This window comes from Arsenicibacter sp. R0_47, from assembly GCF_057652235.1.
Genome location: NZ_JBYFCJ010000007.1, coordinates 48069 through 63619 on the forward strand (window position 1 = coordinate 48069; position 15551 = coordinate 63619).

9 protein-coding genes are annotated in these 15551 nt (G+C 49.6%); 4 read left to right on the plus strand and 5 right to left on the minus strand.

The window, feature by feature from the left end; genetic code table 11:
- Positions 1-58: 58 nt before the first annotated feature.
- Positions 59-1096, minus strand: coding sequence for an ATP-grasp domain-containing protein (locus AC23NW_RS14620; RefSeq protein WP_487450400.1), 1038 nt, complete (start codon positions 1094-1096; stop codon positions 59-61).
- 109 nt (positions 1097-1205) lie between these two features.
- Positions 1206-1910 carry an esterase family protein gene (locus AC23NW_RS14625; protein WP_487450401.1) on the minus strand — a complete coding sequence of 235 codons (705 nt, stop codon included), beginning with the start codon at positions 1908-1910 and terminating at the stop codon, positions 1206-1208.
- A 132-nt stretch (positions 1911-2042) separates the two neighbouring features.
- Here AC23NW_RS14625 and AC23NW_RS14630 point away from each other — a divergent pair, with 132 nt between their 5' ends.
- The gene (locus tag AC23NW_RS14630) at positions 2043-2885 is read left to right on the plus strand and encodes an alpha/beta hydrolase (RefSeq protein ID WP_487450402.1); all 843 of its coding nucleotides are present in this window, start codon (positions 2043-2045) and stop codon (positions 2883-2885) included.
- Positions 2886-2924: 39 nt separating this feature from the next.
- Here AC23NW_RS14630 and AC23NW_RS14635 read toward each other — a convergent pair whose 3' ends face one another.
- Positions 2925-3680: a response regulator gene (locus AC23NW_RS14635; protein WP_487450403.1), complete on the minus strand. Its 756-nt coding sequence runs from the start codon at positions 3678-3680 to the stop codon at positions 2925-2927.
- 13 nt (positions 3681-3693) lie between these two features.
- A complete protein-coding gene (locus tag AC23NW_RS14640) occupies positions 3694-5193 on the minus strand; it encodes a sensor histidine kinase (RefSeq protein WP_487450404.1) in 1500 nt (499 codons plus the stop codon).
- 1263 nt (positions 5194-6456) lie between these two features.
- Between AC23NW_RS14640 and AC23NW_RS14645 the strand changes: the two genes are divergently transcribed.
- From AC23NW_RS14645 to AC23NW_RS14655, 3 genes are all read left to right on the plus strand, one after another.
- Positions 6457-8517 carry a fibronectin type III domain-containing protein gene (locus AC23NW_RS14645; RefSeq protein WP_487450405.1) on the plus strand — a complete coding sequence of 687 codons (2061 nt, stop codon included), beginning with the start codon at positions 6457-6459 and terminating at the stop codon, positions 8515-8517.
- A 411-nt stretch (positions 8518-8928) separates the two neighbouring features.
- Positions 8929-10938, plus strand: a complete 2010-nt coding sequence (locus AC23NW_RS14650) for an O-antigen ligase family protein (protein WP_487450406.1) — start codon at positions 8929-8931, stop codon at positions 10936-10938.
- Between the two features lie 75 nt (positions 10939-11013).
- Positions 11014-11553, plus strand: a complete 540-nt coding sequence (locus AC23NW_RS14655) for a hypothetical protein (RefSeq protein WP_487450407.1) — start codon at positions 11014-11016, stop codon at positions 11551-11553.
- Positions 11554-11686: 133 nt separating this feature from the next.
- Here AC23NW_RS14655 and AC23NW_RS14660 read toward each other — a convergent pair whose 3' ends face one another.
- Complete coding sequence (locus AC23NW_RS14660; RefSeq protein ID WP_487450408.1) at positions 11687-15475, minus strand: DEAD/DEAH box helicase; 3789 nt, start codon at positions 15473-15475, stop codon at positions 11687-11689.
- Positions 15476-15551 lie beyond the last annotated feature (76 nt).

The following is a 15551-nucleotide window of genomic DNA, read 5'->3' on the forward strand; positions in this document are numbered from 1 at the left end:
GGCGGTAAAAGGTAAATGGATATTGTGTGCGTATCCGGAGATACGCACACCGGCTACGTTATTTCTTTTTGGTACGCTTTGGTTTCGCGGCTGCTTCAGGTTCGGCAGCGGCCACCGGTTCGGGTGCCGTGGCTGGCGGGGTCATGCCGATACCCTGCGTTGAGTTACGGACAAACGACCCCCAGGTCAGGTTCATCTGGCCGGGCTTATAGCTTTTCGCTTTCTCAATGGCAAAATTGGCGGCGGCTTCAACGACCCAGTCAAAGTTTTCCTGACCTACCGAATACAGGTCGGCATCCGGAGCCGGATTACAGAAATCGATGGCAATCGGGATACCGTCGCGAACCGCAAACTCGAATGTATTGAAGTCGTAGCCGAGGCCGTTGTTCAGGGCCAGTACATACTCCTTAATGGTAGCCAGCAGTTTTTCCAGGGCCGGACCTTTGGTTTGTGGTTCGGCTGCATAGCGCAGGTGATGCGGGTTACGGGGCTCATACGGCATGATCCGGACATCTTTGCCACCGATGCAGTAACAGCGGAAATAGTCCTCAAACTCAATGGCTTCCTGATACAGCATCACCAGCTGACCGGTTTCGTCGTAGGCCTGATAAAACTCCTGCGGGTTATGTACTTTATAAACGCTTTTCCAGCCACCACCGGCGTGCGGTTTCATGAAGGCAGGAAAGCCGATGTAGTTAAAAATACCATCCCAGTCCATCATCCGTAGGTTGCGGAATGAGTTGGCGGTAGTATCGTCCGGACGCTCTTTGGACGGGAGCAGGAACGTTTTCGGAACCGGAACCCCCAGCTGAACGGCGAGGCAGTTGTTGAAAAACTTCTCATCGGCGCTCCACCAGAACGGGTTGTTGATTACGGCGGTGCCGGTCAGGGCGGCGTTTTTCAGGAACGCGCGGTAAAACGGCACATCCTGCGAAATCCGGTCAATGATTACGGCGTAATCGGTGGCGACACCCTGTTCGACCTGATCAATGCTGACAAACTCTGCCTTGAATTCACTTTGCTTTTCGTTTACGCGGTCAATAAAAGCCTGCGGAAACGTATTCTCCTGTCCGAATAAGATACCTATTTTTGCCATCGAGCTGAAAGTCAGTTAATTGTGAGTAATGTTTGTTCTGTTGGTAAAACTATTGGTAAACAAACTGTTGAGTGCTGCGAATGTTCAGGTCCGGTAGTTACCGGATTTGTTACATGACGCTGACGTAGTGCGGAAGCATTTCTTTCCAGACCGGCCAGTCGTGCAGGCCCCAGGGCCGGATATCGAGCCAGTGTTGAATGCCTTTCCGGTTCAGAATCTGCGACATCTGGATATTGGCCGGTTTACAGAAATCGTGTTCCGAGGTGCCGAGCACAATGTTCATCCGGTGAAACTGATCGTTGTGCGCATTAGGCATAAAGTCGACGGGGTTATTAAAATAGACCGTATCGTCGTAATATCCGTCCAGAAACGACCGGATGTCGAAGGCGGCACCCATTGTCCAGAGGTGCGATACCACATCCGGATGCCGGAAGGCAAAGTTCATGGCATGATACCCGCCGAAACTGCATCCGCCCACGGCGATTTTGTGCACACCACCTTCGCGCTGCATCCACGGCAGCAGTTCTTCGTGCAGCATTTTGTCGTACCAGACATGATTCCGGATGCGCACTGAGGGGTGCAGGTGTTTGGCATAGAAGCTGTCGGTGTCGATGCTGTCGATGCAGTAAATTTTAATTTTGCCCTGTTCGACGAACCAGCGGACCGACTCGATAAGGCCCATGTCTTTGTTCTGGTAATAGCGGCCGAATGAGGTCGGAAAAAGGAGAACCGGATACCCCCAATGGCCGAATGTCAGCATTTCGATGTCACGGCCGAGGTGATGCGAATACCATTTAGAGTAGCGTTCCTGCATTTAACGAAGCATAATTTTCACATGAAAAATAGCGAAAATTTAGAAAAAGAAAGCCCGAAGCGCTGGCGACCGTCGAAAAAAAGCCCAAATTTGTTCTTAATGTGTTTTACCTGGCTGTTGTTTATATACATAATGTTACCATTTGCAGGCTCGCCGGCTTCGGCTTTTCAAACTACCCTGGTCACCGATTCAGTCTTATCAGTACCCTTACAGCGGGCTGTCCGGCTGGATATTATCTTGCCCCCCGGATACAGCAGCCAGTCAGGGCCTTACCCTGTTTTGTACCTGAATGACGGGCAGGATTTGCCCCGTCTGCAGATGCAGGATGTCATGGATTCGCTCTATCAGAAAGCGGTTATCCGGCCTGTGGTCTTGGTGGCGATTCATGCCGGTGACCGGATTCAGGAGTATGGGACCGCCGCTCAGGCTGATTATATGAAGCGGGGCAGTAAAGCCGGTTTGTATACGGATTTCGTTCTAACGGAACTTATGCCTCACATACAGAAGCAGTATGCCGTTTCGGCTGATCCCGCGCAGACGGCATTTGCCGGTTTTTCGTTAGGCGGATTATCGGCGTTTGACATTGTCTGGCATCATCCGGAGCGTTTTTCCCGGGCCGGCGTTTTTTCCGGCTCGTTCTGGTGGCGGAGTAAAGCGTTCAGTACGGCGTATAACGACTATCACGACCGCATCATGCACGTGCTTGTCCGGCAGACAACGGCATCTGACCTCACCGGTAAAAAGTCACTTCAGTTCTGGCTCCAGACCGGCACCGATGACGAAACCAGTGACCGTAATAACAACGGCGTCATTGACTCCATCGACGATACACTCGACATCATTCATGAGCTGGAGGCTAAAGGCTACCGTAAGGATCAGCAGGTCCGTTACGTAGAGGTGCAGGGCGGCCAGCACAATCAGGAAACCTGGCGTGCGATCATGCCTGATTTTCTGGTCTGGGCATTCGGGCGGTAAAAAACGGTTGGCTGATCCAACAGGGTCAGCCAATAAGAGTTAACGGGTCCGGATCACATGGAGCCGGCTCAACAAGCTTGCTCTCATTTTTTCGGGTATCGAGATGGCTTTCCGATGATTTTTAAGAAAGACAGCGCTTCCTTCAATACGCTCAACCTCATTCAGGTTGATGATATAGGAGCGGGACAGTTTAAAAAACGGGTGCGCGTCGAAGTACTGCGTCAGATAGCCTAAATTCATAGAGACCAGGTGTGTTTTCTCAGAGTGTACGAGAACCAGTTTCGTATAGGCGCCCTCGGCGCAGAGCACGGAAATATCTTTCCGGAGTACTTTCTGATAGCCTTTGTTTAATGGCAGGAAGATACTGTCAACTGTCGGATCAGTAACAGGTAAAGGCTTTTGCATGGTCTGTTCATAATAGTGATAAGCCATATCAATCTGACGCGGCAGTTCGGCAGGACTGAACGGTTTGGTAATGTAATTGAGCGGAAGGGTTTCCCTGGCTCTGGCAACAGTTTGTTCTTCTGAGCTGGCCGTCAGGTAAATAATGGGCATCGGGTGGAGGCGGATAATCTCTTTGGCGGTAATAATGCCGTCGGCGGGCGAACCTTCCAGCCGTATATCCAGAATGGCCAGATCGGGGATCTGCTGTTTTACGGCGGCAAGTGCTTCCTGATACGATCGGGCTACGGCCGTAACGGTGTGCCCGGCTTTTTCCAGGGTTTCCTGAATATCACAAGCCGTTAACAAATCATCTTCAACGAGTAAGATAGAAAGTGGTTTTACAAGGGTCATTGGGTGTTATACGTTAGGTAATGGTGAAGGTCATTGTGAATAGGGAGCCGTGCGGCGTAGTGTTCGTAAAATGGTATATTCCCCGCAACTGAGCCACCTGTAGCTGGATAAGCCGTAAACCAAAGCTAACCGGATGCATAGGCACAGGTAGCTGCCCCCATCCCGGACCATTATCGGCTACCCGCAGCGTAAGTTGCCTGCCTTGCTGGCTGACTTCCAGCCGGAGCGATGGATCAGGGTTTTCAGGGAAGGCATACTTACAGGTATTCGTTGTCAGCTCGTTAATAATCAATCCAAGAGGTAGTGCCTGGTCTGCCATAAGTTGTATAGCCGGTATCTCCATAAACGGTTCGATCTGGTCATAGCCATAGGAGGTAATAACTCCCCTGGCCAGATCGGGAATGTATTCAGCGAGGTTGACCGTAACCAGGCCATCGCTGTCATACAACCTTCGGTGCAGAATCGCCATGGTATGCACCCGTAGCTGACTTTCTTCGACCGCTTTCTGTGCATTTAAATCGGTCAGCCGGTTTGATTGCAGACTTAACAGGCTGGAAACAACCTGCAGGTTATTTTTCACGCGGTGATTCTGTTCGTTTACCAGTTCGGCATTCCGCTGACTGATGCGCTGATTTTTGCGGTATAGCCGAAAAAAAAGGATACTCATGCCGATGGTGATCATCAGTAACGCCGCCATGGCCATGATAAACCGTTGGTGATTCAGCAGGCTTTCGTTGCGGAGGGAAATTTCCTGCTGTTGCTGTTTCAGGCGAGCTTCCTTTTTTTCGGACTCATATTCAAGACTGAGGCGTGACAGCGCACCGTTACGGTCAAAGGCCAGTTCCTGTCTCTCAATGTCGAAGAGTTGTTGCTGGTAGGCATAGGCCTTTTGCCAGTTACCTGTTTTCAGATAGTAAGTGTGATAATTTGTTGCGAATGAACTCTTTAAATTTGTAAAGTTGCTGGTATTAGAGGGCAGTCCTGACTGAATTTTCTCAGCTTCCTGTAACAGCGTTAATCCCCGCTTGGATTGCCCTAAACGAATGTAGGCGTTACTGAGTTGTAACATCGACTTCACCTTCTCATACGTTTTATTATATTTTTTTTGAATCTGTAAGGCCTTGTAAAAGTAGTAGAGACATTTAGCATCACGGGTTTCCAGTAATCGATTACCTGCCGAACTGTAGTATTCGCTTAACGCGACCGGATCTTTACTTCGTAAGATAAGAGGTTCCTTTTGCCGGAAATAGTAAAGCGCACTATCTCTATTTGGTTTGGGATACTCCGGATTGCCGGAGGACCAATCGATCTGGTATAAATGGTCGAGATCACCAAATACCCGGATTAGTGCCTTGTCAGTTCCCAGTTGCCGGGCTATGCGGTATTGAACGTCAACATAATATCTGGCCTCTTTATACAGCAATTGTCGGAAAGCAAGGTCTGCCAGCCGGTAGTAGAGCCTGGCTAATTCTTCAGAAACGCCCCGCTTTTCCTGAATACGGAGCGATTTCATAAAAAAACGCTTGGCTGTCAGTACATCGCCGGCAGCCTGATAAATCTTACCATATAAATAATATGCTTCTGCCAGCAGGGCTGAGTCTTTTTTCTGTATAGCTTCCCTATAAACCTGATTTGCCCAGGAGACCTTATGCTTTTGTAACGGTAGCCGGCGGAGGGGCTGGCCATAAATGGTTGGTGCGCCCAAAAATATAAAACACACCAGCACTATACGCTTCAAAGTATCTGTATGTGGCATTTTAAGTTACGTGTTGTGGGTGCTTCAAAGCTAATGAAAAAGGTAGTGTATGCGATATATGGAAAAAAATAAATATAAGCCTGTTTGTCTTCATTAAAAAAATACGTGTTTTCCTGAAGAAAAGTCTGGGTTTGGTAAAAAGTAGTGTGGTAGTACACTATAAATGAGGTAATTGGTTGTGGCGTACACGTGCTGATGGCAGTAACAAAAGCGCTGAAAAGAACGAACCCACAAATCCTGAAGTCTATGAAATCTGTTTTACCTGTTCACTATTTCTTTTTCCTTTTTGCTTGCTTAGGCTGTTGGTTTCCGGTAGCTGTAAAAGCCCAGACAATTTCTGTTTATCCAAGTTCAGTTACGCTTGCGTACGCAGAGAATAACGGCCCGGCAGTTTATAACTTTAACGTGACCATGTATGGTTATAGCGGATCAAGTGTTTCGCTCTCTGCTATTTGTGTAGGTAGCGGATATACATTTACCTCTGCTGACTTGTTAACTGAAACCGGAACATCTTTTTCAGAAACTAAAACCAGTATGTACTCTGCTAGTTTTACAGTTAATCTGAAATTAAATGCAGGATTGTCTGTCGGCACCTATCCGGCAAGTGTTACGTTTACCAGCCCTGGTGCAGCCCCGGTAGTGATAACGGTAACAGGACTTGTTACGGGGGATAACAGTACAATTTTAAATCTGTCAGGTTCCCCATCGTCCATTATAGTTTCATCCCCTCCAGCGAGTGCCAGCCTTACTGTAAATGGTATAAATGTAAAGACATATACTGGCTTTAATGTTATACCACCCGATGGTGTTGCCGTATCAACAGATGGCATAAACTTTCAGCGAAGTACAAGTTTTCCGCTTTACCCTGGGCTAATCCAACAGTCTTTGTTCTTTTTGCAGGTTGGTAGTATTGTAAGCCCCGCGTCAGTAAAAGTTATTGGTGGAGGCGCAAATGTCCTTACTGTTCCTGTAACACCAGGTTCGCTAACCACGACGGGTTGTGCAAACGTAGCCAGCGGTATGTATCCGACTCAAATGACTCCAACCAGTACAAGATTAAAGTGGACGGGACTGGTTCAGGGAGGTAATTATGCATTAGAATGGCGGCCTGCTGGTGGTGTATGGACTTCAGTACAAGGATTAACAGGTAATACCTATGATTTATCGAACCTGTCGATTGGTGGTATTTATGAATTCAAGGTTGCTACTGTGTGCCCGAACAGCACCACATCAGCTTTTGGTACACCGGTTTCATTTACATATCTAGGCGGTTGCCCGGTACCGGCATTGTTGGCTGTATCTAACGTATCAAGTAACTCGGTTACGCTTAAATGGGCGAGAGAAGCCTACTGGCCCCCTTACGACTACAATGTGCGATGGCGACGACAGGGGAACAGTACCTGGGAAGGGTCTGCCACTAATGTTACATCGACTGCTTACTCACTGACCGGTCTTCGGAGTAGTACTGCCTACGAATTCCAGGTTGATCAGGTCTGTGCCACTACGCTGACGTCCGGTTACGCTTCTCCTAAAGCATTCACAACTACCTCCTGCCTCAATACGGCCTCCAATGCAAGGAGTTTCGGACTGACAACTAACACAGCCAGTTTATCATGGACCTCGCCCGGCTCAGCGGTTATTCAGTGGAAACCGGTAAACGGGTCAACATGGTCTTCCACAACAGTAACCGGTTATGCGTTGTCATTGAGTGGATTAGTGCCAAACACATTATATGAATGGCAGATTGCCACTGCCTGTTCAACTACCGATATTTCCGGCTTTTCCGCATCGCAGACATTTTCGACGTTACCATCCTCCATTACAGTCCAGGCATCCTCCAGTCAACAAGGGTGTAATCAACTGATCACCATAGCAGCAAGTGGAGGTTTTCAACCCTATAGATACTTGATGGCGGCAAACGGACAGACATTCAACAATAGTACAGGACAATTTACAGGGCTGGCATCCGGAGTGTATTCGGTATCGGCAGTGGACATCAATGGTAGTACGGGAGTAAGTACCTACACAGTGATTTCCAGTGCTCCGGTGATTAGTTTTTCGCCCGCAAGTGCTACTGTCTGTATCGGTCAGGTTGCCTCTCTGACAGCCAGCGGGTGTACTAGTGGTACGGTAGTCTGGGCAACCGGGCAGACCGGGCCAGTTATTTCACTGACAACAAACACTGCCGGGACATTCACCTATTCAATGAGTTGTGTTTCGCCGGAAGGATGCCTTGGTGTAGGGACTACAAATGTTGTGGTAGTAGCCAGTTATCCATTCCCGCAAGTAAACGTTTCCGGACGGTTAGGCGATGGCGTAACCTCAGTAAGTATTTCAGCCCAAACGACCGGAACGCCTACTTACACGTTTGTCACGCCAGCCGGCGAAACGACTACCAACCTCACGGGTCAGTTTAGTGTCAGTCAGGTTGGGTTATATACGATCCTTGCCGTAAACCAGGACGGCTGTCTTATGAAGAGCGGTGTTCCGGTATTACCGGCCGATGAACCGCTTGTGCCGGATACATTTGAAGTGACAGACATGCTGACGTGCCCGGAAGGGGGGCAGACACCAACTACGGCAGGGCTGGCAGCCGTTGCGCACGGTAACGAATTTGTATTTGTGGGGCCTTCCGGCTACGTATACAGTAATGTTTACCGGGTTCCGGATACCTATAACGTCATCGCCAATGGTATATCGCAGGCAGGTAGTTATACATTACTTGTCTATAACCAGGGCGCGCTGACCGGTGCTTACAGCGAAGGTATTTCGACAACCTGTACGTCGGCAACAGCAACCGGCCGTACAAAATCGTCGGTTTCAGGGGCTACACCGATGCGCGTGATTTTAAGTACAAGACCAACACAAACTGAAACGATTTCTGTTTCGGTCGAAGGGGTAGCCGGCAGTAAGCTGATAATCGAGGGCTATAACGCAGCCCGACAATTATTAGATAAACGCGAGGTGAATCAGGCGCGTGCTGTAGAGCAGCAAACGCTGCAGATGAGCGGTCCTAAAGGTTCGTATTATATCAAGGTCACTACACCGGATACCACAAAAACTGTCTGGTTAGTGAGATAACTAGTTGCATTGCATTTTCAGGGGAAGGGCTATCGGGTAACTTATCGCCCGGTAGTCCTTTCCCTTTTCAGAATAGCCTTTCTGCTCATAATAAAAACGATGATAACACGTCAGCCCGGTAAAAAGAACACCGTCACGCAGCACCAGAAGCCGAAGTCCGCGCTCAGTGAAAAGGAGATAAGCAACGAAAAGAAGGTAATACGCCAAGACGGAGCGTTTGCGCGGAAGGGCATACTTTTTTTGTTGCTCTTAACGCTTTTTACGCCGCTTGTGTACAGTGCTTCATCTTTTTTCGGATTTGTGGCGTTGCGGGGGCTTTATTTCCGGATGCTTGTCGAAGGAATGGCATTACTATGGCTGTTTATGCCGGTTCGGTCGAGAGCAAACCTATCATGGCTGCAACTGAGTATAGTGCTGTTTCTGCTGGTCACTGCGCTTGCTGACCTGCTTGGCGTAGATCCGGCACAAAGCTTTTTGTCCGGATTTATGCGGATGGAGGGATTCGCCGGCTACGTACATCTCGGCGTTTACGCACTGATTATATCCACGGCGGGCGTAAAGCAAAAAGAATGGGATTGGCTTTTTATAGCCTCAATAGCAACTTCTCTGCTTGTGGTAGCGGTCGGATACGTAAGCGATACAGGCTGGCTGGGCGACCACTATCGCTTTGTCGCTACTGTCGGACAACCTGCTTTTCTGGCTGCTTATTTAATGATCCATGTTTTCCTGGCCATTTTTATCGCGGTAAAAGCAAACTGGATTTCCGGTAAAATCAGGCTACCCGTAACCCTGTTGATTTGTGTGATTTTGTGTTGGGGGATTGCGTTGTCCGGGGCTCGTTCCGGGGTGATAGGTCTGGCGGGAGGGTTCGTAATCCTGGGTTTATCCTGGCTATGGGGAAAGTTCCGGTCGATACCGGTGCTTGCCGGCATCGCGGGAATCGTCATTTCAGCAGTCGTTGGCAGTTATTGGCTGCTACAGCATAATCCATTATTTCAGCATATTCCCGGAGTCGGCCGATTGGCAAATCTTTCGGGCGGAAACAACACGTTGCCCGCCCGGCAGATCACCAATGCGATGGCATTTAAGAGTTTCCTTGAACATCCGCTAACGGGTTGGGGACAGGAAAATTACAGTTATGCGTTTCCGAAAAATTACGATGCGGCTCTGGTTGCCGGAGATGGCACAGAATGGTACGACCGAATCCATTGCGTGCCGTTAGAGTGGGCTTTTTCTACCGGTATTATCGGGCTGATCACATGGTTTGCAATATGGGTATTGTTCGTACTGAAAATACGTAGGTTTTCTGCACCCGAAGCAGGAATATTGGGTGCATTAGGAGGAGCATATTTTATTTTTGGCTTATTAAACCCGGATAATTTACTGGCAGCTCAATTCTTTTTTCTGCTAACGGGGTATGTAGGGAAAGAAACGGATGAAAAAGCAAGTGCGGTTTTTCATCCGTTGACGGTCTACCGGATGGTTGTTAAGATTGTACTTGCCGTGATCATTACCTGTCTTGGTTATTTCACTATCAATGCTGCCCTGACCCTGAAAAAGCTGAATAGCCAGGTGACGGAGACAAATGGCTTTGAGCGGATGAATAAGCTGAAAGCGACCTATGATCAGAGTCTTACCGGTCGTTATGAGGTGGCGGATCTGATCGTAGATTTTGCAATGAGCGTCTTGCAGGAGCCCAATGCACCAATCGAGGCAAAAAAATATTGCTATAATGAGGCACTTGCTGTCATGGAAAGCCAACGGCTTGACCAACCACATTACGGCCGTTTATTGTTACGTATATCGTCTTTACACAGTGCAGCAGGAGCGTTTGATCAGGCGGTTAAAGCCATTCAGCAAGCCATAGCTATTGATGGCCCGAAACGGCCTGCTACCTGGATGCTGCTGGGAGATACATATCTGTCGCAGGGAAACGTTGACAATGCTTTACGAGCCTACCAAAAAGCAGGCAGCCTGCAACCTGTCTGGCAGCTTCCGTTGATGATGCAGGCGCGGGCAGCAGCGCTGAAAAAAGACAAGGAAGCCGTCTATTCGTTGACAAATCGGTTGACAACCCGTGGTTTAATAGAGAACCTTGGATCAGTGAAGCAAGCTTATCAGCAGATTGGTGATTTGCCCGGATTTGTGTCGCGGATCAGCGCAGTGCCGGAAGGTGAGCGGTTTATGTTTAACCGGCAGATTTATCTGGAATGGGCAATGACGGCCTTTGATCTGCGGTTAATACCACAAACCGTAGCCGCACTGAACGATTTTGACCGGCATTTTATGGCGTATCATACCCGCTTCAGCCGTACTGAGATTGATCAACTGATTGCTGGCAGTAAACAAGGCATACGTCCTGATAAATTGATGGAGATTAGTGCCAGGCTGCCGGTGAGTGACGGTGTGCCGGAATGGTGAACGTATACCACTCACAAAGAATCCGCACGACAATCGGCATAAACCCCGTACTTTGCCCAAAAGTCGGTTGTGCCCATGAAGTTTGTCTCTTGCTTTCTCCTTTTTCTGACGATATACCAAACTGCCACCGCCCAGCGTCGCCGCGACGAAGACCGCCGGGCGGTGGCGCTGTATGGTGAAGCCGGTGGCGGCGGGTTTCTCTATTCTTCAAACCTCGACATCCGGATTCTGAACTGGAACTCAGGGATTGGCCTGCGCATAGGGGCGGAGGTGTTCGATATGTCGCTGGTGAAACAACTGGGCACGGGGCCGCAAAACTACATCTCCGGAACCGGTCAGGTAGTGGCTTTTCCGATCGGGATCAATACCATCATGGATGACCGGCGGGTGGCATTTGAACTTGGCGTGGGCTATGTGCCGGTACGGGGTAAATTCAGTATTCCGTCGGCTGAGTTTGAGGTTGACGGCAACAGCCATTATTCCTACGGCCACATTGGTTTCCGGCTCCGGCCGCTGAAAGGGGGCGGTTTTCTAATGCGGGCCAATTATACCCCGCTCATTATCAACGGCTATCTCAAAAACTGGGCAGGACTCTCAGCAGGGTTTGTTTTTTGATGCTGGCTGGTTCCAGATTCTGGATTCAGGGTGGTTTTGACAGGATTACATGATTAACAAGGTAAATTGATTGTTAAATCCTGTTAATCATGTAATCCTGTCAGAAAAACATTTTGAAATCCTGTCGGAAAAATTAGCTGAACAGACCGACGATATCGTCCTGACTGAGTTTTTTGATAAACCCTGCTTCGGTCGAAATAAGATCAGCCGCGAGGTCACGTTTCCGGTCCTGAAGCTGCATAATTTTTTCCTCTACGGTGTCCTTGCAAATCATCCGGTAAGCGAACACGGCGCGTGTTTGTCCAATCCGGTGCGCCCGGTCGATAGCCTGTTGCTCAACGGCCGGATTCCACCACGGATCCACCAGATACACATAGTCAGCTTCGGTCAGGTTGAGGCCGACACCACCCGCTTTCAGGCTCATCAGAAACACGCGGCAATCCTGATCGGTCTGGAACCGGTTCACGCGCGAGGCACGGTCGGTCGTCTGTCCGTCCAGGTATTCGTACGTGATCTTATGTTTTTCAAGATGATGTTTTACCAGATCAAGCATCTTCAGAAACTGGCTGAAAATGATAATCTTATGGTTTGACGCGTTCTCTTCAATCTCGCGGACCAGCTCATCCAGTTTGGCCGATTCCTGTCCGTAGTCTGCGCCGTCGGAGAGCAGGGCGGGGGAGTCACAGATCTGACGGAGTTTCAGCAAGCCTTCCAGAATCAGAAATGCTGCTTTTTCCCTGCCTACGGCGGCCATTTCCGTGGTAATCCGCTGCCGGTAATGCTCGCGCATGGTTTCGTAGACCTTCCGCTGCTTTTTGCCCATTTCGCAGAACAGGACCGTTTCTGTTTTTTCGGGCAGGTCTTTGGCCACTTCCTCTTTCGTGCGCTTGAGCATAAACGGGCGGATCAGCTGCCGCAAATCAGCCGCCCGGTCTGCATCCTGATGCTTATCAATGGGCGTGGCATATTCGGTGCGGAAAAACTCCTGGGTACCCAGCAAGCCCGGATTCAGAAAGTCCATCTGGCTGTATAAATCAAAGGTATTGTTCTCAACAGGCGTCCCGGTCATCACGAGCCGGTTGCTGGCTTGCAGCAGCTTAACCGCTTTGGTGACCTGAGCCGTCGGATTCTTAATCGCCTGTGATTCATCAAGAATGACGTAGTCGAACCGGAAATTCCGTAGCCACTCAATGTCAGAGCGTACCGTTCCGTAGCTACACAGAATGATGTCATAGGCTGCAAATGTATCAGCAGATGTTGCCCGGCCGAGGCCGCGCTGCACCAAAACCCGCAGCTCTGGACAGAACTTATCAACCTCGGCCTGCCAGTTGAAAATCAGTGAAGTGGGTACTACTACCAGGACGGTAGCATCCGGTGTCCGGTTCTTGATCATCCGGATGAAGGCCAGTATTTGCAGGGTTTTGCCCAGCCCCATGTCGTCGGCCAGAATACCACCCCAGCCAAATTCGTCCAGAAAGTTAAGCCATTTATAGCCTTCTACCTGATAATCGCGGAGGGTGGCGTTCAGGTTCGGAGGCATCTGTACATCCTTGATCTGCTTAAAATTAAGCAGTTTATGCTTTTTTTCGGCGATTTCGGCCAATACAGCGGCATTGTCGATCTGTTCCGACAGGGCATCGATGATCGCAAAATGGAGCTTCGAGAGCCTGATGTCGTCCCCGTTTACCTGCCCGACTTTCAGCACCTGCCCGTATTTATTCAGCCAATCTTCCGGCAGGAGCCCCAGGGTACCATCCGACAGCTGCACATAATTCTGACGGTTGACAATCGCTTTCCGGATGTCGGATAGGGACGCAAACTGATCACCGAACTGCATGGTCATGCTCAGGTCGAACCAGTCGATGCCGGAACCCGCCCGGATTTGTACCACGGCGCGGTTTGGATTGTATCGGAATTTTTTAAGATCATTGACGCCAAGAACCGGAATGTCAGCCTGTTTCATGGCCTCAAAGAAGTTGAGAAAACAGTTGTTTTCCAGGAGTTTACTAAACGGAAGTGCCAGCTGAGACTGGTGTTTCTGTGTGGTAAAATCAGCGTGCTGGTCAATAAAGAGGTTTAACCGGTTGGCTTCTGCGGCAGGATCACGGTGAAGGACCTGTATGTGGTTGTCGTGGTAGGTCAGCCGGGTTTGACGGCCGTCGTTAGAAAAATACAGGTTTTCCGGTTGCTCATTTGCAGTTGTGTGGCCGGCATCAGGCAGCTGATACGTAAATTCGGGGACGAACAGAATGTGCTCCTCATCTTCTTTCAGAAAAATCCGCATGTCCTGAAAGAAAAGCGGGAGATCAGTCATGGGGCGTTCGAGCTTGATCTCTATATCAAACTGTTCGGTAAGCGGCACAATGAAGTCTCTGAAAAAGGCATCTACATATGCTGACCGGACCCGCATACTGCCATTCGCCGCCAGCTGATCGACCAGGATAACATCCGACGCCCGGGCAATCCGGTAAAGCGTCGATTGCCGCCGGATGAACCACGGACCGGCTGGCCGGTTTTGTTTATCGGGTATAATCTTCTGACCATCAAGGATAAAGTGTACCTCCAGAACGGTCATGCCGTCTTTCTCCCGCAAGGTGAGGTGCGGATGAACAGGTTCCGGTGCGAGCTGAACCGGCTCGAGATTGCTGGCACTCAGGTAATGGCTTTCCTTTGCCAGAAACAGGCGGGAAACGGCCAGTAACGGATGCATTACCTGCATAAAACCAGCCTCCCATTGCCGGGCATATTCGGTGGCTTCCGCCGTCATCATGACGTGTCCGGACGTGTAATAATAGCCGGAAAGCAGGTTTTTTTTGCTGAGTTCACTGTTGAGAGTGCTGCTGTTAAATTTACCACTCAGGGTGATCAGCTCCGACTGGGCTTCGGTGATAGCCGGCATCCGGTCAAACCCACCGTACCGCACTTCTTTGACGGAGGTTAATTTCAGTGTTTTCGGCGATTCGTTGGCAAAGGCCGGTGTAATCTCCAGACCAGGGATAGAGCCTGCCGGACTGGGCCTAAGCGCATACAGCAAAATTGGTTGTGTGCGGCTATCCGGCTGGCTTACAGGTAGCTTATGGCCAGTTTCGGGCAGTTTGAACCGCTTGCCCAGCAGCTCCCAGTTCTGATTAACTTTCTGAATCGACGGGTCAAGAATGACCAGACTCAGTTCATCGCTGGTATCAACCTTAAAATCAAACTTCCCTTTCAGGTTATCATTCATCGAAAAGCCGTACTCCGCCAGCAACTTATTTTTATCGCTGGTCCAGTCACGGTTAATGGCTATTAGCGGGCGTTTACCATACGTGTTCCGGAGAAATTGTAAGGCCACCAGTTTATGGGCACAAAGCGGCTGATATTGTTCCACATTACAGGTGCAGGAAGTATGGATGGTATCGGCGTTGACCTGCGACAGCCGTACGGTAAAGCTCTCTTTCTTGTAGCTGACAGTCAATTCAGCCGATTGTCCTTCTGAACCCTTCAGGGTGATGAGTTTGATTGAATTCCGGAGTTTCCAGTCGGCCTCGGTTACCAGTAACTGCAGGTGCATATCGTCAACGACAGGTAGTTTTACCGTTGAATCGAGCATGGAAAGCAGCTTCGGCGGCTCGGTAATCATCGGTGCCAGCGCCAGCCAGGCCGCTACCTGATGTTTACAGGCAGGCCCCCAGTTATAGGGACAGCTACAGGCCCCGGCCGGAATATGACCGGACATAAAGTTCCGCAACATGACAAGGTACTTTGAGGTGCTGTCGTCACTTTGCACGCGGAATTCTGCCAGGCCGGAGTCAGCAGTGTCAAGCCTGATTAACCTGTACCGCCCCTGATTAAAAATGCGTTTCCCCCGCATGATAACAGTAGAGTCTGCACTCAGTGTCAGGTATGCGTTTATGACTTCATTGTCGGTTAGTTGCCTTGCCATGCCGTAAAATTAAGACAAAGACCGTGAAACAAGCCAGAAATCGTATCTTCGCCGGAGATTAACCTATTGATGTATT